This is a genomic window from Actinopolymorpha rutila (assembly GCF_013407855.1).
Lineage (GTDB): Bacteria > Actinomycetota > Actinomycetes > Propionibacteriales > Actinopolymorphaceae > Actinopolymorpha > Actinopolymorpha rutila.
Genome location: NZ_JACBZH010000001.1, coordinates 15,591 through 39,739 on the forward strand (window position 1 = coordinate 15,591; position 24,149 = coordinate 39,739).

Genomic DNA, 24,149 nt, shown 5'->3' on the forward strand with positions numbered 1-24,149 from the left:
TCGATCGGTATCAGACAATGGCAGACAATACGACCCGGCACGGACAGGACCCTGGGCGTCGGCACCGGCCCACCGGTTTCAGGCTGCCCCAGCGCGATGAGGAGATCAACTGTGGACGCGAACAGCGGCGTGGAGCTCTGTCGCGTCACCGTCGTCGCCCCACGCACCCGGATGGACCTCGCCCTGCCCACCGACACCCCGCTGGCCGACCTGTTGCCGACCCTGCTGCGGTACGCCGGGGAGAACCCCGACGACCCGGCGTTCCTGCGCGGCGGGTGGGTGCTGCAGCGGCTCGGCGAGTCGTCGTTCGACCCGTCGCTGCACCTGTCCGGCCTGGGCGTACGCGACGGCGACGTGCTCCACCTGCGCCACCGCGAGGGGGCCATCCCGGAGTTCGCGTTCGACGACGTGGCCGACGCGGTCGCGGTGGCCACCCGGGAGCGGCGGGCCGCCTGGCAGCCGTCCGACGCGCGGACGACGGCCCTGTCGGTGGCCGGCACGTTCTTCGCTCTGGGCGCGCTGGTCGCGCTGGCCACCGGCCCCTCCTGGCTGCTCCAGTCGGTGGTCGCGCTGGTCGCCGCGGTCGGCCTGGTCGGCGGGGGTACGGCGATGTCGCGGGCCTTCGGCCAACCGGATGCCGGCGTGCTGATCGCCGCCGCGGGCGTCGGCTACGCGGGCGTCGGCGGCCTGCTCCTGCTCGGCGGCGACCACCGGCTCGGCGACTTCGGCGCGCCGCAGGCACTGGTCGGGTGCGCGCTGGTGCTCGTGCTGGCGACTGTCTCGGCGTTCGCGGTGGCGGCCGGCTGGGACGGCTTCCTCGGCGTAGCGGCGACCGCTCTGGTCGGGGCGCTCGCCGCGGCGGCGGTGCTGATCCTGTCCGCCTCGGCCGGTGTCGTGGCCGCCGCCACGGTGGCGCTCGCCCTGGGTGTGATGCCGTTCCTGCCGACGATCTGTGCCCGGCTCGCCCAGCTCCCGCTGCCCCAGCTGCCTACCAGTTCGGAGGACCTGCGCCGGCAGTCCGGCGTACTGCCGGGGCCGACCGTCCTGCAACAGGCCGTCGTCGCCGACCGGCTGGTGGCCGCGCTGGTCGCCGCCACCACCACGGTGTGCGCGGTGGGCGCTGTCCACCTCACCCGGCAGCCGGGCTGGTTCGGCACGGCGCTGGTCGGCGTCACCGGACTGGCGTTGTTCCTGCGCTCGCGTCACTTCCGTGGCCGTACGCACCGGCGGTGGCTGGTGTGCGGCGGGGTGGCCTGCGCCGCGCTGCTGGTCTGGCGACTGGCGACCGGCGGTTCCGGGGCCACCACGGTGCTCGCGGTGGGGATCCCGTGCCTGGTCGTGGCCGCCGCGCTGGGCGCCTGGGCGGTCAACGCCCCCGGCCGGCGGCTGTCGCCGTACTGGGCGCGCTACACCGACCTGTTCGAGGTGCTCGTCCTGCTCACGGTCGTGCCGCTGGCGTTCGGCGCGATGGGTGTTTACGACGCGATCATCGCCCTGCTGTCCTGACGGAGGTCCTGACAGCTCTGACGAGCGGACTCCCCGGCCCGGCGTCGCTCAGCGGCCGCCGAACAGCCGTTGCTCCATCCCGCTCAGCCCGAGCTGACCGAACGCCAGCTGGCCGGCGGCAGCCACCGCGACGACGTCCGACGGCATCTGGGTGAGCCAGGAGGCGCGGTCCCGGGCCAGGCCGAACCCACGCCGGGCCACGTCGGCGGCGGCCGGCTCCACCCGCTGCGCGATCAGCAGGTCCGAGGACCGCAGCCGCTGCTCGTCGGTGGGTTCGAGGTCGGTCTGCACCGACACGAACGTCTGCCAGTCACCCTGCTCCCACCGCGGCAGCGCCTGGTGGTCGCGGGTGGCGTCGATGACCAGGGAGGGCCGCGCCACGCTGCCGGTGGCGCTCACCCGGGCACCCGTCGGCAGCACGGTCAGCCAGGCCGGCCCGCGCGGAACGGCCGACACCAGCCGGCCCCACGCGGCCACCGCGTCGGTGACCACGGTGACGTGGGCGCCGACCGCGATCGCGCGGTAGGCGACGAGCTGGGCCAACTGGCCGCGGGACACCACACAGATGCGCACCGGGTCGCTGCGGAACAGTCGTACGACCAGCGCGCCGGCCTGCCCCGAACCCAGGACCAGCCCGGCCGGCGGCAGGGTGAGCGAGGTGTCGTCCAGGTCGTCCAGCCGGGTCTCGTGCGCCTGCACCTGGGGCAGGTGGGTCCGGTGCGTTCGGCGGCTCACCGGGCGCCGCCGCCCATCGGGATCGTGGCGATCAGGCCGGGCAACTGCTCGCCGTCCAGGCGTACGACCCCGATCCGCGCCCGGCCGCCCGCCTTGGTGAGCTGCCGGAACGCCGTGCGGGCGAGCTTGGCGTCGTCGGCGACGACGCGGACGAACGTGGTCGTACGAACGGTCCGGTCGGGCGCCCAGGTGAGCGCGAGCGACGCCACGGCGGACCGCACCTGCAACCCGGCCATCGCCGCCAGCAACCGGGACATCGACGGAATCCCCGCCCGCGGCCAGCTCCGCAGCCAGCCGCTGACGTGGGCGACTCCGTCGCAGCTCCAGCCGCGCCACGACTCGGTGGTACGGCGTTCGCGGCGGGCGCCGGTCGCGTGCTGCGGGTCGACGCCGAGGGTGAGGTCGAGGACCTCCCGTAGCTCCGCCTCGTCCAGCGGACGGCAGGGCAGCCCGGACGAGGACAGCACCTTGGTGGCCCAGCCGACGGTGGTTCGCAAAGCCCGGCTCACCGCTTCGACGTCGGAACCGTCCAGCGTCACCGACGTGCCGTCCCGGCCCGGCTCCAGCCGCAGCGCGATCCACCAGGACGTCGCCGCCGGTGTCGAACCACCGCTGATCTCGGCGTACGACGCACCGAGCTGGGCTGCGTAGGCACCCAACGTCGGCGCGGGCGCGGGGAGTGTGCGGACGAGCAGTTGCGCGGAGGCGAGCCGGACCCCTTCGGCGTCGCCGACGCTGGCCAGCGCACCCAACGGGACGCGGACGGGGTCGGCGGAGGCGATCAGGTCGTCACCGCGCGGGCCGAGTACGACGACGTAGCCGGTGCCGTCGTGGGCGACTCCGGCCGGGCGTTCACCGCGTCGGCCGGCAACCGCCGACAACTCGAACGCCGGCAGCCACTCCCGCAGCGGTGCGAGCCCCGGATCGTGCGGCGGGGCCGGTGCGGCCTGCGCGTTGCGCCGGCGAAAACGCGTCCACACGCCCAGCCAGCGCCACAGCGGCCGGCCGTTCCACCACACCGCGGTGCCGAGCGCGACGGCGAGGAACACCACTCCGCCGAGCACCAGCAGTACGCCACCGACGGCCACTCCGGCGGCGAGCAGACCCACCGCGACCTGCCACGCGACGAGCGTGGCGACGGGGAGGGCGCCCAGGTGGCGTCCGGGATAGGAACGGCGCAGCCGGCCCGGTCGCCGCGAACTGCCGGCCGAGCCTCCTCGCCGGTCGTCGCGGCCTCCTCGCCGGTCGCGCCTGCGGCCGTTCGCCGGGGACGATCCGGTGCGAGCGGTTGGTTGCGGGGTGCGGACAGCGGACACCGGACCCCTCCTCCCGTGGACCGAGGCACACCGTCGGGTGTCACCTGCGCGGGCTGCGCCGCTGTGGTCGCGGCTCGCCGGAATATCGTAGTGTCGCCGACTCGGGAACCGCCGGGGGCGGCGAGGCCGATCCACCTGCGACCGCAGTGCCCCACGAAGTATCCCGGCAAGCAGTGACCGCGCAGCGCCCTCCGCGAGGAACACCACCACGATGCAGACCCGACGCGACCAACTCCAGGCGTACCGCTACCTCGTACGCCGGGTGCTCGCGGCCATGCTCGGCAACGACCCGGAGGCGATCGAGCAGCCGATGCGCCGGGTCACCACCTCGACGTTCGCGGGCATCATGGTCGGCGCGCTGGCGTGCGCGGGAGTGGCGTTGTACGCCTGGCTGGGCAACAGCTCGTCCACCCGCTGGAAGAACGACGCGGCCTCCTCGGTGATCGTGGAGAAGGAGACCGGCGCGCTCTACCTCTACTTACCGCGGTCGGCCGTCGAGTCCGGCGGGTCCACGACGCAACAGCTCGGCCAGACACCTCAGTCGCCTCAGTCACCGCAGTCGCCGGGGCAGCCCGGGCAGGGCGACGACGCGAACATGATCCTGGTGCCGGTACGCAACACCACGTCCGCGCTGCTGATCCGGGGCAGCGGGATGAAGAAGGTGTCGGTGAGCCGGGAGTCGCTCGCCGGGATCCCACGCGGACCCGAGATCGGGATCGCGCAGGCGCCCACGTCGGTACCCCTGGCCACCAGCATCCGCTCCGCGCCGTGGGCGATGTGCGCGACGGCGGTCGCCGGTGTGGGTAGCGGGGGCGGCGACGCGGCGGGCACGCCGAGGGTCACGGTGCTGATCGGTACGCCGGAGAAGTCGGTCGGCGGCCGCCAGGTCGGTGATGCGGCCCTGCTGGTCCGCGGCCCGGACGGCGGCCACCACCTCGTCTGGCACGGGCGCAGGCTCGCCGTCGGCGAACGCCCGCTGGCGAGCCTGGGCTACTCCACCTCGGCCGCCGTACCCGTGAGCTCCGCGTGGCTGCGGGCGCTGCCGGCCGGACAGGATCTCGCCGGCCCCGTCGTACCCCGCCGCGGTGAGCCGAGCCCGGTCTCCCTCGGCGGCGAGTCCGCCACGATCGGCCAGCTCTTCCACACCCCTGACCCCGACCGCTACTACGTGATGACCGCCGACGGGTTCGCCCGGCTCAGCGAGGTACAGGCGAAGATCCTGCTCGGCACCGGTGCGGCCAGCGCCGGGGGCGGCCAGGCACAGAGCACGTTCACCGAGATCGCGTTCAGTGTCGTACTCGCGCACACCTCACCCACCGACGACGACCTGCAGGTGAAGGACCTCCCGCCGACACCGCCGCGGCTCGCGACCACGTCGAGCCCGGACGCCCCGCTGTGCCTGTGGTACGACAACGACCAGTCCGGCGACCGCGCCCGGATGCACCTCACCACCGGCGGAACCCTCCCGTCGGGCGCCGGCTCGGCCGGGTCGGCTGGGTCGGACCAGCCCCGGGTGCTCGTGCCGCCCGGCGGTGGCGCGCTGGCCGCGCTGCTCCCGGCTCCGGGCGTACGGCCCTCCGGCTACTACCTCGTCACCGAGTCCGGAGTGAAGTTCCCGGTGCCCGACACCGACACCCTGGCCCGGCTCGGCTACGCCGACGCGCACCCGCTGCCGGTGCCGCCGACGCTGCTGAACCTCATACCGCCCGGTCCCGCGCTGTCACAGCAGGGCGCCTACCGCTCCGAACACTTCGCCCCGGAGCCCGGCAAGTAGTGGAGCCGACCGTCCCGCGTGTGCCATGGGGACCGGATCGTGGATTCTTCCGCGGAAGAATCCGCGGGTGAGGAAACGCTGCCCCGGCAAGGGCGAGGTCCGGCTTTCGGCGCGGGCGGACGGGGTGACGTGTGTGAGGACCGGGTGGTCAGAACCCCTGTAGGGCTTCACACTTCCAGTTCCGGCCGGGCTTCCTTCCTGAAGTGGTGAGACCTACGGGGGCTGTGACACCCGTAGGTCTTCACACTTCGCCGCGCACCCGGGTTCGGACCGCTCCCGGCCGCATCGGCCTCCGGGCAACCTCGGCCTCCCGGAGCCCCCCGAGTACAGCGGCGCCTCGGGATCGTCGACAGGTTGCCGGACGGAGGAGTTATCCACAGCTGAAGATTTCCCGCTCCCGGCCAAACCTCGTTTCGCGTTAGCGTGTTCTCGCGTCGGGTGCCAACCCAGCCGACGATCTCCCGGCACCGCGGTTGACACGGGGACTGCGGTCGAGCGGACTCACGGACGCACGCGACATCCCGGATCGGCGCCACGAGGCGTCGGCCGACAACACCGCCCGGCACGACCGGGCTGACGGAGGAGGTAGGTGTGGGAGGAGCAGCGTCGCAAGACAGAGCTGCGATGGCCGAGGCCGCCCAGCGTGTGGGCGACTCGTTCGACGTCATCGTCGGCATCAAGGGCAAGCTGCAGGACTACAGCAGGGAAGCCGCCGGTCAGTGGGAAGGCAACGCCGCCACCACCTTCACCCGGGTGATGGGCACCTTCGACGAGAAGTTCCTGACCGTCTGCGACGCCCTGAACGACCTGCGGGAGAAGATGGGCGCCGCGCGCATGAGCTACGAGGCGACGGAGCAACAGCAGGAGGAAGGCGTCAACAAGATCGACCAGCTCCTCAACGGCCTGACCTGATCGCGGCCCTGATCCGACGCACTTCCGACGAAGTTCAGCACGCCCTACCTGCACGGGAGGTTCACGTTCATGAGTGATTTGACCAGATGGAACAGCCAGGCGCTGCTCGACCTCCAGGCCAACCTGCGGCTCGCCTACCGCGGCGTCGAGGACGAGACCAACGACCTGGAGAAGAGTCTCGAAGCCAAGCTCCAGGAGTGGGACGGCGACGCGAAGAGCGCCTACTGGGACGCGAAGGCCCAGTGGGAGAAGGCGATCCGGGAGCTCAACGGCGTCCTCGACCAGCTGCACGTCGCCGTTCAGAACGTCCACGACAACTACACCGCGACCGAGCGCAGCAACACCACGATCTTTCAGTAGGCCGCTCGTGTCGGCCGCCGTACGGCAGCGACGATTGTCCCGGTCACCGCACCAGGTGGCCGGGACCTTCGCTGTCCGGGCCGGCCTGGCTCCGCTCGGCACCTGAACCCGCCCGGCCGGTCGCACTGGTAGCCCCAGTCACATCGCTGCCGGTCGCGTCGCCGCCGGCAGCGGTCCGCCGGCCGTGCCGGCGTACGACCACCAGTGCCCACGCGGCCGAGCCGGCGAGGAGTACGCACCCGAGGCCGAGGAGCACGTAGCCGGTGGCGATCCGGCCGGTGTCCTGGCCGGCGTGCAGGACCAGCGCCGCAGCGATGACGACGGCCGCGGCGACCGTGACGATCCACCAGGCCGGGCCCCAGCGCACCGGTCGCGACCGGCTCGCTCGGCCGGCGCGACTCGCCCACCAGCCACCCAGCACGGCCGCCGCGAGGGTGCAGAATCCGAGCGCGGTGAACAGCACGAGGTTGGCGCCGTCGCTGGCCACCGCCTCGGCACGGTCCACTCCGGCCGGATCGGCGGCGAGCGCGGCGAAGACTCCCCGGCGAGGGCCGAGCGAGAAGACCGCGTAGACCACCGCGAGCACGATCTCGACGGCGAGCAGGACGACGAGCACCCGACCGAGGGTGTCCGGCCGCCCGGACACCGCTCTCGGTGGCTCCGCCGCGAAGGGCGGACCGCCGGTCGTCGCGGACGTCGCGGCCGGTGTGTCGGTCGCCGGGCGGTTCGGCGGGGTCCCTCGCCGCGGTGGAGTCTGCCAGGGTGCGGCGTCGACGGACCCCGACCACGGTGGCGACTCGGCCGGCGCTTCGGCCGGTCGTCGCCACGACGGCTGGATGTGGGACGGGCGCGCCTCCTCGGCCGGGTCGGACACCTCGCGCGCCCCGGGGTCGCCTGCCGGATCCCCTACCGGATTGCCCACCGGGTCGGACGAATCGGCCAGCGCCAACCCACACCGCGCACACGTCCGAGGGTTGTCGGGGTTGTCGTAGCCGCAACGTGCACAGCGCATCTACGGGAGCCTCGTCATCTCGTCGTGCCGCCGTCTTGCCGGACGGCCGCGAGCCTACCCGGACTTATGTGTTCGACGGGCCGAGGATCGCGAAGCCCTCATCCGGGCGTCCTCATCGGAACCACTCGTCGGGGACGCACAGCTCGGCGGCCGCACGCATGCAGCGTTCGGCGTCCTCGCCGATGGAACGCACCACCTCGTCGGCTCGGCGTTCGTCGCGCACCAGTCCGGCTGCCTGCCCGGCATAGACCACCGCGACGTCGTAGTCCTCCGCCTTCGTGGCCGTCGTCAACCCCTCCTTGACAGCGGCCAGCTTCTCGGCGGATTCCGGGTCGGACCCCTCCGCCCACTCGGCGAGCTCGGCCTCCCGTGGATGCCAGGTGCGGGCGAAGGAATTGTGCAGGGCCCGGCCCGGATAGCGTTCGGGCCAGTCGATCCCGCCCACGAGGTCGAACACCCTGGTGTGGATCGTGTCGGTCTCCTTGGCCGAGAGCACCGCCATCTTGGCCAGCAGCGGGCTGTGCGCCTCGGGGGTGGCGAGGAACGCCGTGCCGATCCAGCCCGCGGCCGCACCCGCCGCGAGCACCGCGGCCAGCCCGCGGCCGGTGCCGATCCCGCCACCGGCGAGGACGAAAACGTCGTCGTGCTCGAGCGCCTCGAGCACCCCCTGCAGCAGCGGCAGGGTCGCCACCTGACCGGCATGGTGGCCACCGGCCTCCGCACCCTGCACCACCACCACGTCGATTCCCGCGTCGACCGCCTTCCGCGCGTCGGCGACCGTGTTGACCTGCGAGGCGGCCAGGGCGCCTGCGCGATGAACCTGGTCGATGTAGGGGCTGGGATCACCGAACGACAGCGAGACGATCGCCGGCCGGGCGATCTCGATCTCGTCCATCACGCCGGGCTGGTTCGGCAGGGCCCACACCTGCACACCGACCCCCCACCGCTGCTGCCCCATCGAGGAGGCGGCGTCGAGCTGACCACGGACCCACTTCCGCGTCGCGCGGCTGCCCACCCCGACCATGCCGAGGCCGCCGGCCCCGCTGACGATGGACGCGAGCCGGCCGCTACCGGGCCCGGCCATCGGCGCGCCGACGATGGGATACCTCAGACCGAGGAAGCGGGAGAAGTTTGTCTGCAACATGGCGGACGACCTCCGAGGTGCCGGGTTGGGTTCGCGTCGCCAGTCTGCCGGGAACCTCCCCAAGGACCCGGGAGGACGCTCAGGCGTGCTGGGAACGCAGGAACGCGCCGAAGTGCGGGACGGTGAACGCCACCGAACCACGCTCCGCCGCGTACACCAGGCCCTTCTTGATCAGCCCGTCCCGCGCCGGCGACAGGCTCTGCGGCTTGCGGCCGAGCAGCGCCGCGACGTCCGCGGTGGGCACCGGACGGTCGGCGCGTTCGGCGCCGAGTTCGGCCATCGCCCGCATGTACTCCCGCTCGGCCGGAGTGGCGCGTTCGTACCGCGAGCCGAAGAAGCCGACCGCGAGCTCCGCCTCCGCCTCCGGTGCCGCGACCTTCACGTCGTCGGCGCAGATCGGACTGCGCGGCGCGACGTCCCAGGTGGCCTTGCCGAACGCCTGGACGAAGTACGGATAGCCGTCGGTGACGTCGTGCAGCGCGTCCAGCGCCGCGGATTCGAACTCCACGTCCTCGGTCTGCGCGGGAACGGTCAGCGCCCGGTCGGCGGCGTCGCGGTCGAGCCGGTCCACCGAGACGTAGCGGAAGAGGCGTTCGGCGTAGGACTTGCTCGCCGACAGCGCGGTCGGCAGGTGCGGCAGCCCGGCGCCGACCACCACGAACGCCACGCCGCGCTGGCTGATCTCGTGGCAGGCACCGCACAACGCGGCCAGCTCGGCGGACTGGATGTCCTGCATCTCGTCGACGAAGACCGCGACGCCCACGCCGAGATCGCGGGCGAGTTCACCGGCGGCGGTGAAGAGTTCGGTGAGGTCCAGCTCGAGGTCGCCGGAGTCGGCCCGGCCGCGGGTGGCGGGCACGTCGTACGGCGGCCGCCAGCGCACCCCCTTGCGGTCCTTCACCGTCGTCTCCAGCGCGAACGCCTTGAGTACGCCGAGGAAGTCGTCCACGCGTTCGGGGTCGCGGTGGCGGGGGGTGAGCTCCCGGCTGGCCGCGTGCAGCGCCTGCGCGAGCGGTAGCCGGATCGACCTGTCGGGACGGGCCTCGACCTTTCCGGTGCCCCACGCCCGGCCGAGGGCCAGCGAGCGGAGGGCGTTCAGCAGGACGGTCTTGCCCACGCCGCGCAGTCCGGACAGGACGAGGCTGCGTTCGGGCCGGCCCGCTGCGACGCGTTCGAGCACCACCTCGAACTGGCGTACCTCACGGTCGCGGCCGGCCAGCTCGGGAGGACGCTGGCCGGCGCCGGGTGCGTAGGGGTTGCGCACGGGGTCCACGCTCAGACTGTATGGGCTCGTCTAGCCGTGACCCTAGATTTGGTTAGAGGTCGCTAGTGGCGTGTCGCGGCCGGTGTGGGTCGACCGCGGCCGCCACTGCGGTCACCGCAGGACAGCGGTCAGGACCAGCGGGGCGAGCAGGATCGCCGCGAACAGCGCCAGGCCCTTCGGGTTGCCGAAGTTGACCGTCCACCCGATGCCGAGCCGCTTGGGCACGAACATCGCCGGGTCGTCGCGGTTGACGTAGATGCTGGCGGCGGTCCAGTACTTGTCGTCGTCCCGCTGCACCACCCCGGTGTCCTCCTCCGCCGTCCCCGCACCGGGCTCACCGTCCGCCGGGAGCCGGCTGCCACCCTGACCGGTCCGGATCGCCGACCCGATGACCATCGCGGTGCCCGCCAGGATAGGCAGCAGCACCACCCCGGCCGGCAGCCGCCCGCCGCCATCCCACATCCGCCAGGCGATCACCAGCATGGACACGTTGACCAGCGCGGACAGGACGAGAACGGCCTTGGCGGTCGCGACGATGAAGCCTCTGTGCTGGTGGGCCGAGGCGGCCGGCGCGGCCGCGTCGAGGTCGGGCCGGAACCGGATCGACGCCCACATCAGCCCCACCAGCAGCGCCGTCATCGCCACCTGGACGAACACCAGCGTGAACGCACTGACCACGGTGGTGGGCACGGTCCGGTCGGGTGCGCCGTCGAGATCCCAGTGCGTGACCAGGGTCGGCGGCAGGTCCGGATAGCGCAGGATGCCGAGGACCGCGGTCGCCACGCACAGGAGCACCGCGGGCGCCGCCCACAGCCAGGGGAAGCGCACCGGCTCCGTCCGCAGGGAGGTGTCGGCGGCGACGCCCTGCCGCAGGCCGGCGTACCAGCCCTCGCGTTCCTTCACTGCACTGATCTCCCGGCGAGCCCGCAGGAACGCCGGCAGCCACACCGCGACGACCGCGAACAGCGCGATGCCCTGCGCGACCGGGATCGGGAGGAGGTACGTCAGCGCGACGGTGGCCACCACGACGACGACCCCGGCGCCGAGGATCCACCGGCGATACCTTCGCAACTGCTCCGCGATGACGGGTGCGTCGACGTGCGCGGCCGGAACCCTGATCCCGAACGGCAGCGTCCGGCGGTTCATGGTGGGCAGCAGCCACAGCACCACCAGGCCGAGCACCGGCCCGAACAGGTTCACCAACATCAACTCGGCCATCACTCGGCCCCCTCGTGGTTCGGTCGGTCATTCGGTTCGTGGTTCGCTTCGCGGCTTGTTTCAGGGGTTGTTTCGGGGTTCGGCTTGAACGAGGTGAGCACCGATCGGCAGTGCTCGATCACCTCCGGGCCCCACACTCCCTGCGAGACCGCCTCGGCGAGCAGAGTGCGCAGCCGGGCCTCCCAGTCGTCGACGAAACCGGGTCCCGGTGGACCGGACTCCGGGTCACGGACGACGACCGCCCCGCTCTTGCGATTGAGCCGGAGCAATCCCTCGTGGCGGAGCAGGTCGTACGCCTTGTTGACGGTGTGGAAGTTGATGCCCAGGTCGACCCCGAGCTGGCGGGTGGACGGCAGTGGACTGCCTTCCCGCAGGTCGCCGGTGGCGATGGCCTCGACGACCCGGTCCCGGATCTGCTGGTAGATCGGGACCTCGCTGGCGAGGTCCAGGGTCACGATCATGTCACCTCCCGGCGCTCTGTTATAGAAGTTATAGAACAAAGCGCAATGTCGCGTCAACTCGATCCGAGGCGGAGCTTCAGGTGGGGGGCGGGGCGAGGGGCGGACGCGGGCGACGGACCCGGGCAGAGGGGCGAACCCCGGGCGAGAGGTGGCCGCCGGTCGAGCCCAGCGCGCCAACATGAAAGGCGTATCGGGTCGTATCGAGATGTCTAGTCGTTGCTAGTGCAGATCCTAGATTTCCCTAGAACCCACGAGAGAGCCGAAGAGACTGTTCGGCCGGCTTGAGCTGAACCACGGTTGAGGCCCGAGGCTGGGCGCCGTGCCCTACCTCTCCGCGTACCGGCCCCTGCTGACCGATCCCAGGCTGCGCCGCCTGCTGGGCGCGTTCGGCGTCAGCGACCTCGGCGACGGGATGAGCGTCGTCGCGGTCCCCCTCCTCGCCATCGAGATCGCCGCACCGGGCCAGGCGGGGATGCTGGTCGGCGCCTCGGTCGCCGCGTACGCCCTGCCCGGCGTCGTCGGCGCTCTTGCCTTCGGCCGATGGCTGCGACGCCTGCCGGCCGCGTCGCTGCTGCTCGCCGACTCCACTCTGCGGGCGGCATGCCTGTCGGCCGTGGCGCTCGCGTGGGCGTTCGGTGTTCTCCAGCCGGCGGGCTTGGTCGCCCTGCTCGGGCTCTCCTCGCTGCTGCACGCCTGGGGATCGGCGGGGAAGTTCACCCTGCTCGCGGAGTTGCTGCCGCCGGACCAGCGCCTGGCGGGCAACTCCCTGGCGAGCTCGACGAGTTCGCTGGCGATGATCGTGGGGCCGGCGGTCGCGGGCGTCGGCGCGGCGCTGGCCGGGCCCGGCTGGGTGATCGGCGCCGACGGGCTGTCGTTCGTCCTGCTGGCGATGGTGGTGTGGTCGGTCCACCGGGAGGTACGCCGTGACCCGCACAGGGCCCGGCCGGCAGACCCTGCCGGTACGCGCGGCTCGACGTCGGGGCTGCGCTTCCTGCGCGGGCGGCCCACCCTGCTCGGCCTGCTGGTGCTGACCTGGGCGTTCAACTTCCTGTTCGGCCCGGTGGAGGTGGCGCTCCCGCTGCACGTCACCGGCGGCGACAGCGGCCACACCGAACTGCTGGGCGCGTACTGGACGGCGTTCGGGATCGGGGCGGTGACCGGTGGACTCACCGTCGGCGCGTTGCGGCGGCTCTCGCCCGCGCCGGTGCTGCTGGCCATCGTCGGATGCTGGGGACTGATCCTGCTGCCGTTCGGGTTCGGTCCGCCGACCGCGGTCGAGCTGGTCTGCTTCGGGCTCGGCGGGATGATCTACGGACCGTTCCCCGCCGTGTCGTACACCCTGCTGCAGTCCCGGACGCCGGCCGTCGCGCTGTCCTCGGTGCTGGCGGCCCGGTCGGCGGTCCTGCTCACCGCGGCACCGGTGGGTACGGCCATCGGCGGCCCGCTCACCAGCGCCTTCCTGCCCGCGCACGTGCTCGCCGGATCCGGTGCCGCGACATTGCTGCTGGCCCTTGCCGCCGTACTGGCCTGGCGAGGCCGGAGGGTTCTCGACCGCCTCAGCGGGCCGGATCGACGTCCGCGACGGGAACCGGCGACTCCTCCACCCCGGCACCCGGCGGCTCCTCCGCAGCGACCGGCCGAGGAGGGCCGGCGGCCAGCCACGGCAGCGCACACCCCGCCACCAGCATCACCAGGGCGCTCGCGGTGAGCGTCACGGTGAACAGGTTGTTGGCCATCCCCTGGAAGAGGAACGCCAGCACCGCCACGCCGATGCCGAGTGGTTCGCCCGCGGCCGGGCGGCCGGCGGCGGACAGCCGACGTGCCCGCCGGATCACCGCCACCGCCACCGCGGCCAGGACGACGTTCAGGATCAGCGCACCGAGCAGGCCGAGGACGCCGTTCTCCGCACCGGCCAGCAGCACGGTGTTGTGTGCGTTGTTGCCGGCCACCCCGAACGTCGTCGTCCGGTAGGTGGCGGGATCGGCCGCGGTGAACGCGGCCTGTTCGCCCGGCCCGACCCCGGCCAGCGGGTAGTGGAGGAAGACCCGGAGCCCGGAGGTGTAGAGCGCCATCCGGTCGGTTCGGTCGTGCGCGATCCGCTCGAACGCCGGTGGCACCAGCACCAGGACGCCGACCAGGACCGCGGCACCACCGACCAGCCAGCGCAGCCGCCCGCGCAGCGCCACCAGGGCCGCCGCGGCGAGCACGGTGACCGCGAGCGAACTGCGGGTGTAGGTGAGGACCAGCGCCACCATCTGCACCAGGACCGCGGCCGACCACCACAGCCGGGTCCGGCGGTCCGCCGCGTCCAGCGCGATCCCGAGCGCAACCGGGATGGACAGCACCAGCAGGGCGCCGAGGAAGTTCGGGGACAGGTCCAGCGTCCCGGTCACCCGGCCCGGGATCTCGCCCACCAGGCTGGTGTTGCCCTCCGCCGGTTGCAGGCCGAACCCGCCGGGCAGGCCCACGAAGTACGCCACGATGCTGAACGCCGCCTCGAACGCGCCCACCCCGGCGAGCGCCCGGGCCACCACCCAGCGGGTGCGGTCCGGCGGTGACTGGGCGAGCACCACCAGGACCATCGCGACGTACAGCAACAGCCGCCCCGGTCCGCGGAACAGCAGGTCAACCGTTTCCGGCAGGGTGTCGGCGTTGACGAACGCGGACACCGACGCACCGGCGGCGAGCAGGCCCGCGCCGAGCACCAGGCCGCGGCCGAACGGTACCCGGCCGAGGGGGCCGCGCCGCCAGGCGTACGGCACCAGCAACGCCAGCCCGAGCAGGAAGAGCAGGTCGTCGACGCCGACCCCGGCCGCGATCGTCTGGTGCGGGGGCACGACCGTGAACACCGCGACGAGCAGCCCCAGCGCCGGCGGCCAGGAACGCAGCCGCGGTACGCGGCGCCACACCAGCACCGCCGTGACCACGGACGCCGCACCGAACGCCAGGGTGATCGCCGCCCTCATCGCCGGCCCACCTGACACGGGCAGTCCGGGCTGGCGGGGCCGGGCGGCAGACGGAATCCGTGCCGCGCGTCGGCGGGGATCAGGTCCTTGTCGAGCACGTTGTGACGAACGAAGTGGTCGACGCTTATGTCGACCGCACCCGGCTCCACCCGGACCGCGTGCACGGCGCCGACCACCATCAGGTCGTCGATGCGGACGTGCCGCGACCGACCGGACAGGCAGAGGGCGTCGCCGTTCTTCACCGTCACGGCGTAGTCGTGCGGCGACGCCCGCCCGCTGCGGAGATAGAGCCGCCCGTCGGACCACCAGGCGGCCTCGTGGGCGTAGTCGCCGGGCGGCTCGGCGTAGCCGGTGAGCGCGATCCCGCCGATCTTGACGAACCCGAAGTCGGGGTCGCCGGTCAGCCGGATCCGGTCCGGCCAGGGCGCACTCCAGGTGCGGTGTTCGGGCGTGGTCTCCCGCAGGGTCCACGGCCCGGTGACGGGCGTGTCGGTCGTGAGCACCACCGGCCGCAGGATGTTGGTGTAGACGTTGCGCCGGATCACCACGGGCCGCTCCGCGGTGCCCACGACGGTCGGGCAGTGCACGCCGGTGCCGAGGTAGGGAAGCTGGTCGCCGTACCCGGCCATCAGGATGTCGGTGCCCGGACGGGCCCGGCGCAGCGCCTCGGGCAACGTCGCCAGCGGCTGGTCGGGCAGCGTGCCGGGCATGCCGTCGTCGCCGATCCGGGAGTCGACGTACAACGTCTGCGGTGCGCCGGCGCTCGCCGGCGGGAGCGCGCGGTCGGCGGCCAGGCTCACCACGAGTACCGCGACCGCGGCCACGACGACGCGGAGGATGGTCCGGCGGGTCAGCATGGCTACCTCAGCCCCTCGCCCCTGTGGCCAGCGGCGCCGACGCGGCCAGCAGGTCGGCGTACACGTCGATCGTCGCGGCCGCCGTCACGTCCACGTCGTGTGTACGGGCAACGGCGTCGCCCGCGGCCACGAGCGCGGCGTGCCGGACCGGGTCGCGGACGGCCTCGCGCGCGCGGACCAGCGCCGAGGCCAGCGCGGACGGGTCCTCCGGCGGGCAGCTGAAGCCGGTCACGCCGTCGGTCACCGACTCGGCCAGCCCGCCCACGGCGGAGGCGACGGGTACGCAGCCGGCCGCCATCCCCTCCAGGGGGGCGAGGCCGAGTGCCTCCTCCCGCGAGGGGACGGCGAGGAGGTCGGCTCGGGCGAGCTCGCCGACCACGGAGCGCTGCGGCAGTGCTCCCGCGAAGTCGACCGGCAGGCGGGCGGCGTCGGCCTGGCGCCGCAGCCGCTCGCGTTCGGGGCCGTCGCCGACGACGCGCAGCCTCGGGACGGGGACACCTCGCCGGTGGAGTTCGGCCAGCGCCGCGAGGAGCACGTCGAGGCCCTTGCGGTGCACGAGGTTGGCGACGAAGAGGAGTTCGTACGGACGGGAACCGGCCCCGGCGGCCTCCGAGGCGGCCCGGGCCGCGGCCAGGTCGGCGTACCGGATTCCCGGCGAGACCGTGACGATGCGCTCGGCCGGACGGTGGAACCGGCGGGTGACCTCCCCGGCGAGAAAGCGGCTGTTGGCCACCACGAGGTCGGCGCGCTCGAACACGAACCGGCACACCCGGGCGTCGACCCACGAGCGCCCGGGCAGCCTGAGCACGTCCGACCCGTGGGCGAACAACACCAGCGGGGCGCGTAGCCGGGCGGCGAGCGGCCAGGCGAACGCACCGGACGGGTGCGCGATGTGTGCCTCGACGACGGTGCCGTGCTCGGCCGACCCGACGCGGTCCGTACGTCCGGAGCGGACGGTGGGTGTGGCGGCCCGGTCGGCGCGGGCGGCCCGGGCCACGCCGGCGAGCAGACTGGCGTACCGTGCCGGCGCGGACTGATGGTCGCGGACCGCGACGACCTCGACGTCGTGTCCCAGCCGCTCCAGCGCCTCCACCCGGTTGGCCACGAAGGACCCCCAGGCGGGCCGGCGCGGGCTCGGCCAGAGATTGGTGACGACGACGACGTGCAGCGGTGGCTCCTCGCTCGGGCGGGCGCCTGTGCGGGGTGCGCCGGACCGCTCGGACCCGATGCGACCGGCGACCTCGACCGCCTGATCCCCCCAGGCTCCAGGGCGTGTTTCGCGAATCCCTTAGGGTCGGTCCTCGCAGACCAGGACCTTGGGGTGTGTTGCGAAGGACTCGACGGTGCCGAACGATACCCTGCCGAACCCGGACGCCGATCCGGCTGCCGGTTCCCCTGTGGACAACGGCTCCGGTGTCGGTCCGGACGGCGAGCCCGCGCCGGTCCCTGCGGACCCGAGCGACGCGGACGCCCAGGACGCCCAGGACGAGGAGGCGGCCCGCCGCCGGCTCACCGGCCGGCTGGTCCGCGGCACGTTGTGGTCGATGCTCGGGATCGCCGCGCTCGGTGTCACCCGGCTGGTCTACACCGCGCTGATCGGCCGCACCGGCGATCCGGCCCGGCTGGCGGCCGTCAACTCCCAGGTGTCCCTGGCGTTCCTCGCGACGTTCGCCACCGCCGCCGCGACCGGCGCGGGTGCGGCGAAGTTCCTGCCGCTCACCGCCGCGCGGTCCGGGCCCGCCGCGGCCGCCGCCGTCCGTCGCCGGCTCACCCGGTGGACGGTCGCGGCGACCGTGGCCGTGGTCGTGGCACTGACCGGGTTCGGGCAGGTGTTCCTGCCGGACGCGGACCGGGCGGACGTGGCGTGGGTGTGCGCGCTGGTCACGGCGTACGGCGCGTACTCCTACACGAAGTCGGTGCTGTACGGCCACCACCTGCCGCACCGTTACGCCGTCCTCGAGGTGGCCGCCGACCTGGTGATCCTCGTCCTCACGGTGGCGGTGGTGTGGTGGGTGCCGGACCGGCTGCCGGGCCAGGCACCTGGCCTGCTGCTGGCGCCGCTGGTCGTGGGGTACGCCGCGTTCGCGGTGGCCGCGGCCCGGTCCGTGCCGCGCGTCCGGCCCGGCGAACTGCCCGCGCTGCGCGGTGAGCTCGGCGGCTTCGTTGCGTACACCGCGGTCGGCATCGCCGCGGGACAGGGCTTCTTCCAGGTGTCGATGATCGTGGCCCGGCACGCGACCAGCGACGCCGCGGCCGGCGCCTACGCCGCCGCCATGAGCCTCGTCGGCCCGGCGTTCTTCCTGCCGCGGGCGATGGGGATGGCGTTCTTCCCGGCCGCGGCGGAGGCGGTCGGGCGCGGCGACCAGGCGGCGCTGGCCCGGCACACCGACCTGGTCACCCGGCTGTTGCTGCTGACCACGCTGCCAGCGTTCGGGCTGGCGGCGATGCTCGGCGGCCCGGTGCTGGGGCTGGTGTTCGGACCGGCGTACGCCGACGGCGGTCCGGCCTTCGCGGTGCTCGTCCTGGCGGTGTTCTGGTACGTCGTGGCGGTGCCCTCGGTCAACGTGCTGTCCGCACAGAACCTCACGCTGGCCCGGATTCCCCCGCTGGCCTCGGCCGGAGGTGTCGTCGTCGGGGTGGCGACCTGGCTGGCCGTCGGCACACACTGGGGCGCGGTCGGGGTGGCCGCCGGGTACCTCGCGGGGATGTCGGTCCAGGCCGGGGTGCCGTTGGTGGTCGCGTTCACCCGGCTCCGGCTGCGGTGGGGTACGCGCCTGCCGCGCTACGCCGCCGGGCTGGCCGCCGGGGTAGGCTCGTCCACAGTCGCGGTGATCACTCCCCGTCCTGGTGTGATAGCCGTGTGCGCCGCCGGGTTCCTCCTTGCGTTCGGGCTGCTCAACGCCGGCGAGCTTGCCGGTACGGTTCGACGCGTCCAGGAACTGCGTTCGGCCACCGCTCGGCGCTGACCGCGGACCCCATCGGGCGCGCATCACCCGTCAGCAAGGGGTACCCGGCACTCGACGGCACGATCAGCCGACTGGCATTCTGATCGGCGCACATTGGTCGGTGGTTCCGGCACGGGAGGGAATGTGACGACACCGCGGCACGTCCAGGCTCGGATCGCGCCCGCTCCCGTCCTTCCCGAGGCCGACCGGTCGCGGCGCACCCACATCTGCGGCGTGCCCGTCGACATCCTCACCATGGAGGAGACGCTGGCCGCGGCCAGCGAGCTCATCGAGTCCGGACGTCCGCACCAGCACGTCGCGATCAACGCCGCGAAGGTGGTGGCCGCCCGACGTGACCCGCGGCTGCGGCAGATCATCGAGTCCTGCGCGCTCGCCAACGCCGACGGCCAGTCCATCGTCTGGGCCAGCCGGCTGCTCCGGCCCCGGCTACCCGAACGCGTCGCCGGGATCGACTTCATGCTGCGGATGTGGGAGGTCGCCGCGAACCGCGGCTACCGCGTCTACCTGCTGGGCGCCAAGCCGTCGACGGTGCAGAAGGCCGCCGACGCCGCCCGCGCGCAGGGGGTCACGGTGGTCGGCGCCCGCAGCGGTTACTGGACCCCGGCCGAGGAGCCCGCGGTGGTGGCCGAGGTCGCCGGCTCCCAGCCCGACCTGCTGTTCGTCGGGCTGCCCACGCCGCGCAAGGAGGAGTTCCTGCACCGCCACCTGGACGGTCTGCGGACTCCGCTGGCCGTCGGCGTGGGCGGCTCGTTCGACGTCGTGGCCGGAGAGGTGACCCGCGCGCCGGAGTGGATGCAGCGCACCGGCCTGGAGTGGGTCCACCGGATGCGGCAGGAGCCGCGCCGGCTGGTCCGGCGCTACGCCGAGGGGAACCTGAAGTTCGTGGCGATGGTGGTACGGGACGCCGCCGACCGGCTCCGCCGCGGCCCCTGCCGAGCCGACCGCCAACGCAACTCCACGCGCTGAGCGCGCCACCCACCGACCGCCACCGTGCCGACCTCCGACGTGCCGACCTCCACCGAAGCCGGCCTTCCCACCGCCGCCAGTGCCGGCAACACCTCCGCGGGCGCCGGGCACACCTCGACCCCGGGGACCACCGCGGACGGACACGTCCACTGGCTCTCCTGGGCGCGGATCGTGGCTATCGTCGCCGTCGTCACCGTGCACGTGTGCGCCCACCTCACCCTGGAGTGGGGGACCGTCGGCGCGAAGCTGTGGCACTTCGGCAACCTCGCCGAGTCGGCCGGCCGGTTCGCCGTACCCCTGTTCGTCATGGTGTCCGGAGCCACCCTGCTGCCGCCGCGGCCCGGGGAACGGCTGCGCGACTACTACCGCCGCCGGGCCGCCCGAATCGCGATCCCGCTGGTCGGCTGGACCGCGGGTTACCTCGTCCTCGACGCCTGGCTGCACGGGCGGGCGATCACGTCGTACACCTTCGTGCAGGGATTCGCGTGGGGCCGGCCGTACTACCACCTCTACTTCCTGTACGTCGTCGCCGGTCTCTACCTCGTCACGCCGTTCCTGCGGGCGTTCGTCGCCACCGCTGACCGCCGGCTGCTGGTCGCCGGGACCGCCGTGTGTCTCGGCCTGGCCACCGCCGACAAGGCGCAGCACCTGCTGATGGGTGGCGGCGGGTTCAACGCGTTCTCGTACTTCGTGCCGTTCCTCGGCTACTACCTCCTCGGGTACGTCGTCGCCACCGCCCGGCCACGCCGTCCCCGGCGGGTCGTGCTCGCCTGGTCGGCGGGTGCGTACGCCGCGGCGGTGCTGGTGACGGCGGCGGTCACCTGGTGGCTGTTCGGCCTGGTGGGGCCACAGAACGGCCGTCCGCTGTACGACTACTACGCGCCGACCGTGCTGGTGGCGTCGGTGGCGATGGCGTACGGATTGCGCGCGGTGTTCGGCGACCGGGCGCCGAACCCGGCACGCGCCCGGCTGGTACGCCGCCTCGCCGACCTGACGTTCGGCGTCTTCCTGCTGCATCCGATCCCGCTGGAGCTGCTGGTCCGCCGGCACCAGCCCGCGTTCGCCTCGGACTACGCCGACATGGCCTTCCACGTGGGAGTCGTGCTGGCGCTGGTGGCCGGCTGCGGACTGGTCACGCTCGTACTCCGCCGCGTGCCGGTGGTCCGCCGACTCTTCTGACCGGCTGACAGTCGGGTCTGACGGACAGGTCCAACGGTCGGGATCCATCCCGGAGCAAGCTTGCATCCGCGATCTACGGCCACCACCCTCGATAACCGGACGACCGGGCCACTCCGGCGCGTTGTCCACAAGGCGACGATTCGCAGCAACCGCAGCGCCGCGTGCTCGCGTACCGTAGTCGACGCATTTACCCGCAGTTCGTCAACAGCCCGCGCGACGGTCGCCCGGGCAGGCACGTTCGGGAGCGACCGGTGGACAACCGCAACGCGCGCATCGCAGCGGTCATCGCTGCCGTGGTGGCCGTGCTGTCGGTCGTGGCGTTGATGGTGAGCACCTACCTCGGCGGTGACCGTGACACTCCGGCCGCCGAGCCGACCGCGACGACCGGCAACGTCGACGGCCCGCCGGCACCCGCCGGACCGGAGATCCCGACACCGACCCCGACCGTGCTCGACGAGGGCTCGGACCACTCCGATGACCCCTACACGCCGAACGCGAAGACGAAGGCCACGCTGATCCGGATCAGCACGCGGTTCCTCGCCGAGTGGAAGCGGCCCGGCACCCCGGCCGAGCGCACCGCCCGACTGCGTCCGTACGCCACCGAGTGGCTCACCACCCGGCTGGCCAGAATCGACCCGGCCGACCTGCCCACCGCGTCGGTGAAGGGGAAGCCCGCGATCGTGGCCGCCACGCCCTACGCCGCGGCCACCAGCACGCTCTTCGACAACGGCATCCGCATTCGCTGCAACCTCGTGCTCGACACCACCGGGTGGCGGGTCTCGGAGGTCCTGCCCGACTCCGACACCCCGGTGCCGAGCCCGACGCCGACCACGTCACCCTCGACGAAGCCAGGGAAGCCGGCGAAGCCCGCAGCTACGCCCAGCCCCAGCCCCAGCACGACGAAGCGCGCCGGAGCGCCCTGATGCCGGCACCGGTCGTCGTCGCCGCCCGCACAGCCGGCCGCCGGCTCGCCCGAGCCGCGGCCACCAGGGTCGGACGCCGCACCGCCGACTCCGCCGTCCGGCGGGGAACCGGCGGGCGGATCGGGCACGCGCCGCGCCGCCGCACGCTCTACGTCGCGCTCGGTGTGGCCGTCCTGCTGCTTCCGGTGCTGATCCTCGGCCTGGTCGGCTCGCTCGGCCTGGCGTTGTTCGCGCCGCTGGGCTCGACCGACACCGACACCTCGGTGCCGTGCGGGCCGACCGGCGTGGTCGCCGGCGCGGCCGGACCGGGCACCTCCGGCTCGGGTGCGGGTTCGCACGTCAGCGTGGTGGCCCGCGACCCGTCGGAGCTCGACCCGGACCAGATCGACAACACCAGGTCGATCATCGCCGCGGGCAAGCAGTCCCGGGTGCCGGAGTACGGCTGGGTGGTCGCCCTGGCCACCGCGCTGCAGGAGTCGGGGCTGCGCAACCTCACCTACGGCGACCGGGACTCCGTCGGCCTGTTCCAGCAGCGGGCGGGGTGGGGCTCCGTCCAGGACCGCACCAACCCGATGGTGTCCGCCACGATGTTCTACACCGGTGGGCACGGCGGCCAGCACGGCCTGCTGGACATCCGGGGCTGGCAGAACATGACGGTCACCGACGCCGCCCAGGCGGTGCAGGTGTCGGCGTTCCCCAGCGCGTACGCCGACGACGAACCCCTCGCCCGCGCCCTGGTGGCGAAGTACGGCGGCGGTGGCAACGGGCCCGGCGACTGCGGTTTCCCGCCCGGCACCACCTGCCCGCCCACACCGTGGCCGGCGTCGGAGGCAGGACTCACCCCGGACGGGCTGAAGGTGATCCGCTGCCTGCACCAGCAGTTCCCGCAGTTCAGGACGATGTACGGCGTGGGCGAGCGCCCGGCCGGCGGTGACGGCGACCACGCCCACGGCCGCGCGGTGGACGCGATGCTGCCGTTCCCCGACTACAAGTCCCAGGCGGCGAAGGCGTTCGGCTGGCAGGTGGCCAACTGGGTGCGCGCCAACCAGGCCCGGCTGGGCGTGCACTACATCATCTTCGACAAGAGGATCTGGTCGATCAACCGCGACAAGGAGGGCTGGCGCGACTACACCAACTACTCCGGATGTACGAGCGACACCTGCCTGCACTACGACCACATCCACGTGTCGGTGTTCGGCAACGCCGCCGCCCTGCCCGCCACCGGGGCGTGGGTGCTGCCGGTCGCGCCAGGGTCCTACCACCTCACCGCGCGGTTCGGCCAGTGCAGCAGCCACTGGCAGAACTGCCACACCGGGCTCGACTTCGCCGCACCGACGGGCACACCTGTCCGGGCGGCCGCGGCGGGAACGGTCATCTTCGCCGGCCGCAACGGTCCTTACGGCAACATGATCAAGATCGACAACGGCAACGGCGTCCAGACCATGTACGCGCACCAGAGCAGGTTCGCCCCCAACGTGCTGGGGTCGCGGGTCATCCCGGGCCAGATGATCGGCGAGGTCGGCTCGACCGGAAACACCACCGGACCCCACCTGCACTTCGAGGTCCGGGTCAACGGCCAACTCCAGGACCCGGAGGTGTGGCTGTCCGGGCACGGAGTCCCGCCGTGATCCGGCCTCGTTCGGCAGAGCATCCGGCAGGGCGGTCGGCAGGGATCCGGCAAGGTTGCACATCCGCGCCGAGGAACTACTGTTCGCGAAGGACACACCACGGATGCCGAACACGCGTCGGCGCGTGCGAGGCCGTGAGCGTCATGATGGAGGGCGAGCGCTTCGGGAGGGGGCGAGCGAGGTGACGACAAGCTCCGGTGCGGGCTCGTCCGCGCCCGATCGGCCCGACCGCTCCGGCGCGAACTCCCCGGACGAGGGTGCGCCGAAGGCCGCGCCGCCGACCGCCGCGGTGCCGGATCTGCCGGATCTGGACCTGCCGGATCCGGACCTGCCGGACGTGGAGTTCGCCGGCTCGGAGTTCCCCGACGCCGAGTCCGTCGGCGCGCGCGGCACGAACCACGGCGGCACCGACTACAGCGGTACCGACTACGACGACGCGCCGCTCCCCGGCGGGGCGGAGTTCGCCGACGCGGACACCACGACGCCGAACTCCTCGGTCCCACCGGCCACCGACGGCGCCGGCCGGCCCGCGGGCCTTCGACTGGAGCCGGCGACGGCGTTCGGCGTGGAGGGATACGATCCCGCCGATCCGTGGAACGCCGTTCTGTGCGTGGAGAACGAGACCGTGGCGACCGTCCTTCCACTGACCCCGAGGAGCCTGGACCACCTGCTCGCCGGCCTGGTCGCCGTCCGCGACGCGCAACACGCCGCCCTCGGCGCCGAGCCCGCGCCGGTCCTCGACGACGAGACCGGCGCGTTACCCGAGGAACGCCGGAGCGCCCTCCGCCAGGTCGGCAACGCCGCCAGGCTCGCGACCGGCAGCGCGTCGGTCGCCCGCCTGTGGAACGACGCCGGCCGAGGCAGGATGGTGATCATCGGCGGTGCCGTGATGTTCGTCCTGATCGGATTCCTCGCGTCCCTCTTCACTCGTTAGCGTGCTCAGGCCCCCGCAGGGAGCAAGC

At 73.0% G+C, this 24,149-nt stretch carries 20 protein-coding genes and 1 pseudogene; 11 read left to right on the forward strand and 10 right to left on the reverse strand.

The window, feature by feature from the left end:
* The first annotated feature begins 111 nt into the window (after nucleotides 1-111).
* A complete protein-coding gene (eccD, locus tag F4554_RS00065) occupies nucleotides 112-1,506 on the forward strand; it encodes a type VII secretion integral membrane protein EccD (RefSeq protein ID WP_179785452.1) in 1,395 nt (464 codons plus the stop codon).
* 48 nt (nucleotides 1,507-1,554) lie between these two features.
* Here eccD and F4554_RS00070 read toward each other — a convergent pair whose 3' ends face one another.
* Together F4554_RS00070 and F4554_RS33360 are read right to left on the reverse strand one after the other, a co-directional pair.
* Nucleotides 1,555-2,241, reverse strand: coding sequence for a hypothetical protein (locus tag F4554_RS00070; protein ID WP_179785453.1), 687 nt, complete (start codon nucleotides 2,239-2,241; stop codon nucleotides 1,555-1,557).
* Nucleotides 2,238-3,557: a type VII secretion protein EccE gene (locus F4554_RS33360; protein ID WP_179785454.1), complete on the reverse strand. Its 1,320-nt coding sequence runs from the start codon at nucleotides 3,555-3,557 to the stop codon at nucleotides 2,238-2,240. The genes F4554_RS00070 and F4554_RS33360 overlap by 4 nt, the downstream gene beginning before the upstream one ends.
* Before the next feature lie 211 nt (nucleotides 3,558-3,768).
* Between F4554_RS33360 and eccB the strand changes: the two genes are divergently transcribed.
* The 3 genes from eccB (at nucleotide 3,769) to F4554_RS00090 (ending at nucleotide 6,603) form a co-directional block, all read left to right on the forward strand.
* Nucleotides 3,769-5,331 (forward strand): type VII secretion protein EccB, encoded by a 1,563-nt coding sequence (gene eccB, locus F4554_RS00080; protein WP_179785455.1) that lies wholly within the window; start codon nucleotides 3,769-3,771, stop codon nucleotides 5,329-5,331.
* 624 nt (nucleotides 5,332-5,955) lie between these two features.
* Complete coding sequence (locus F4554_RS00085) at nucleotides 5,956-6,243, forward strand: WXG100 family type VII secretion target (protein ID WP_092651384.1); 288 nt, start codon at nucleotides 5,956-5,958, stop codon at nucleotides 6,241-6,243.
* 69 nt (nucleotides 6,244-6,312) lie between these two features.
* A complete protein-coding gene (locus F4554_RS00090; protein ID WP_179785456.1) occupies nucleotides 6,313-6,603 on the forward strand; it encodes a WXG100 family type VII secretion target in 291 nt (96 codons plus the stop codon).
* A 43-nt stretch (nucleotides 6,604-6,646) separates the two neighbouring features.
* Here the strand turns inward: F4554_RS00090 and F4554_RS00095 are convergent, their stop codons facing one another.
* The 5 genes from F4554_RS00095 to F4554_RS00115 all read right to left on the reverse strand — a co-directional run bounded on the left by F4554_RS00095 (nucleotide 6,647) and on the right by F4554_RS00115 (nucleotide 11,702).
* The gene (locus tag F4554_RS00095; RefSeq protein WP_179785457.1) at nucleotides 6,647-7,615 is read right to left on the reverse strand and encodes a hypothetical protein; all 969 of its coding nucleotides are present in this window, start codon (nucleotides 7,613-7,615) and stop codon (nucleotides 6,647-6,649) included.
* 112 nt (nucleotides 7,616-7,727) lie between these two features.
* Nucleotides 7,728-8,759 (reverse strand): NAD(P)H-dependent flavin oxidoreductase, encoded by a 1,032-nt coding sequence (locus tag F4554_RS00100; protein WP_179785458.1) that lies wholly within the window; start codon nucleotides 8,757-8,759, stop codon nucleotides 7,728-7,730.
* Between the two features lie 79 nt (nucleotides 8,760-8,838).
* The gene (locus F4554_RS00105) at nucleotides 8,839-10,032 is read right to left on the reverse strand and encodes an AAA family ATPase (protein ID WP_179785459.1); all 1,194 of its coding nucleotides are present in this window, start codon (nucleotides 10,030-10,032) and stop codon (nucleotides 8,839-8,841) included.
* A 102-nt stretch (nucleotides 10,033-10,134) separates the two neighbouring features.
* Nucleotides 10,135-11,241, reverse strand: coding sequence for a DUF1648 domain-containing protein (locus tag F4554_RS00110; protein ID WP_179785460.1), 1,107 nt, complete (start codon nucleotides 11,239-11,241; stop codon nucleotides 10,135-10,137).
* Nucleotides 11,241-11,702: a GntR family transcriptional regulator gene (locus F4554_RS00115; RefSeq protein WP_179785461.1), complete on the reverse strand. Its 462-nt coding sequence runs from the start codon at nucleotides 11,700-11,702 to the stop codon at nucleotides 11,241-11,243. Before F4554_RS00115 ends, F4554_RS00110 begins: the two co-directional genes overlap by 1 nt.
* A gap of 319 nt (nucleotides 11,703-12,021) precedes the next feature.
* On the opposite strand from F4554_RS00115, the gene F4554_RS00120 reads away from it, so the two are divergent.
* Entirely contained in the window at nucleotides 12,022-13,410 is a 1,389-nt protein-coding gene (locus F4554_RS00120) for an MFS transporter (protein WP_337795799.1), read from the forward strand.
* Between the two features lie 181 nt (nucleotides 13,411-13,591).
* On the opposite strand, the pseudogene F4554_RS33365 reads toward F4554_RS00120, so the two are convergent.
* The 3 genes and pseudogenes from F4554_RS33365 to F4554_RS00130 all read right to left on the reverse strand — a co-directional run.
* Nucleotides 13,592-14,668: pseudogene (locus F4554_RS33365) on the reverse strand (O-antigen ligase family protein); the annotation flags it as partial.
* Entirely contained in the window at nucleotides 14,665-15,525 is an 861-nt protein-coding gene (locus F4554_RS00125) for a hypothetical protein (RefSeq protein ID WP_179785462.1), read from the reverse strand. The pseudogene F4554_RS33365 and the gene F4554_RS00125, both read right to left, overlap by 4 nt.
* A gap of 7 nt (nucleotides 15,526-15,532) precedes the next feature.
* On the reverse strand, nucleotides 15,533-16,630 hold the full coding sequence (locus F4554_RS00130) for a glycosyltransferase (RefSeq protein WP_179785463.1): 1,098 nt from the start codon (nucleotides 16,628-16,630) through the stop codon (nucleotides 15,533-15,535).
* Nucleotides 16,631-16,868: 238 nt separating this feature from the next.
* On the opposite strand from F4554_RS00130, the gene F4554_RS00135 reads away from it, so the two are divergent.
* The 6 genes from F4554_RS00135 (at nucleotide 16,869) to F4554_RS00160 (ending at nucleotide 24,121) form a co-directional block, all read left to right on the forward strand.
* The gene (locus F4554_RS00135; protein ID WP_179785464.1) at nucleotides 16,869-18,491 is read left to right on the forward strand and encodes a lipopolysaccharide biosynthesis protein; all 1,623 of its coding nucleotides are present in this window, start codon (nucleotides 16,869-16,871) and stop codon (nucleotides 18,489-18,491) included.
* Between the two features lie 123 nt (nucleotides 18,492-18,614).
* Nucleotides 18,615-19,457 (forward strand): WecB/TagA/CpsF family glycosyltransferase, encoded by an 843-nt coding sequence (locus F4554_RS00140; protein WP_202889078.1) that lies wholly within the window; start codon nucleotides 18,615-18,617, stop codon nucleotides 19,455-19,457.
* Nucleotides 19,458-19,496: 39 nt separating this feature from the next.
* On the forward strand, nucleotides 19,497-20,636 hold the full coding sequence (locus F4554_RS00145) for an acyltransferase family protein (protein WP_179785465.1): 1,140 nt from the start codon (nucleotides 19,497-19,499) through the stop codon (nucleotides 20,634-20,636).
* Nucleotides 20,637-20,887: 251 nt separating this feature from the next.
* Nucleotides 20,888-21,559: a hypothetical protein gene (locus F4554_RS00150; protein ID WP_179785466.1), complete on the forward strand. Its 672-nt coding sequence runs from the start codon at nucleotides 20,888-20,890 to the stop codon at nucleotides 21,557-21,559.
* Nucleotides 21,559-23,187, forward strand: a complete 1,629-nt coding sequence (locus tag F4554_RS00155; RefSeq protein WP_179785467.1) for a M23 family metallopeptidase — start codon at nucleotides 21,559-21,561, stop codon at nucleotides 23,185-23,187. Before F4554_RS00150 ends, F4554_RS00155 begins: the two co-directional genes overlap by 1 nt.
* 181 nt (nucleotides 23,188-23,368) lie before the next feature.
* Nucleotides 23,369-24,121, forward strand: coding sequence for a hypothetical protein (locus tag F4554_RS00160; protein ID WP_179785468.1), 753 nt, complete (start codon nucleotides 23,369-23,371; stop codon nucleotides 24,119-24,121).
* Nucleotides 24,122-24,149 lie beyond the last annotated feature (28 nt).

Excerpts from the sequence above, each read along its gene's own strand:
- eccB (WP_179785455.1), top strand. The coding sequence starts at position 3,769 with ATGCAGACCCGACGCGACCAACTCCAGGCGTACCGCTACCTCGTACGC.
- F4554_RS00085 (WP_092651384.1), top strand. The coding sequence starts at position 5,956 with ATGGCCGAGGCCGCCCAGCGTGTGGGCGACTCGTTCGACGTCATCGTC.
- F4554_RS00090 (WP_179785456.1), top strand. The coding sequence starts at position 6,313 with ATGAGTGATTTGACCAGATGGAACAGCCAGGCGCTGCTCGACCTCCAG.
- F4554_RS00095 (WP_179785457.1), bottom strand. The coding sequence starts at position 7,615 with ATGCGCTGTGCACGTTGCGGCTACGACAACCCCGACAACCCTCGGACG.
- F4554_RS00100 (WP_179785458.1), bottom strand. The coding sequence starts at position 8,759 with ATGTTGCAGACAAACTTCTCCCGCTTCCTCGGTCTGAGGTATCCCATC.
- F4554_RS00110 (WP_179785460.1), bottom strand. The coding sequence starts at position 11,241 with ATGGCCGAGTTGATGTTGGTGAACCTGTTCGGGCCGGTGCTCGGCCTG.
- F4554_RS00115 (WP_179785461.1), bottom strand. The coding sequence starts at position 11,702 with ATGATCGTGACCCTGGACCTCGCCAGCGAGGTCCCGATCTACCAGCAG.
- F4554_RS00125 (WP_179785462.1), bottom strand. The coding sequence starts at position 15,525 with ATGCTGACCCGCCGGACCATCCTCCGCGTCGTCGTGGCCGCGGTCGCG.
- F4554_RS00155 (WP_179785467.1), top strand. The coding sequence starts at position 21,559 with ATGCCGGCACCGGTCGTCGTCGCCGCCCGCACAGCCGGCCGCCGGCTC.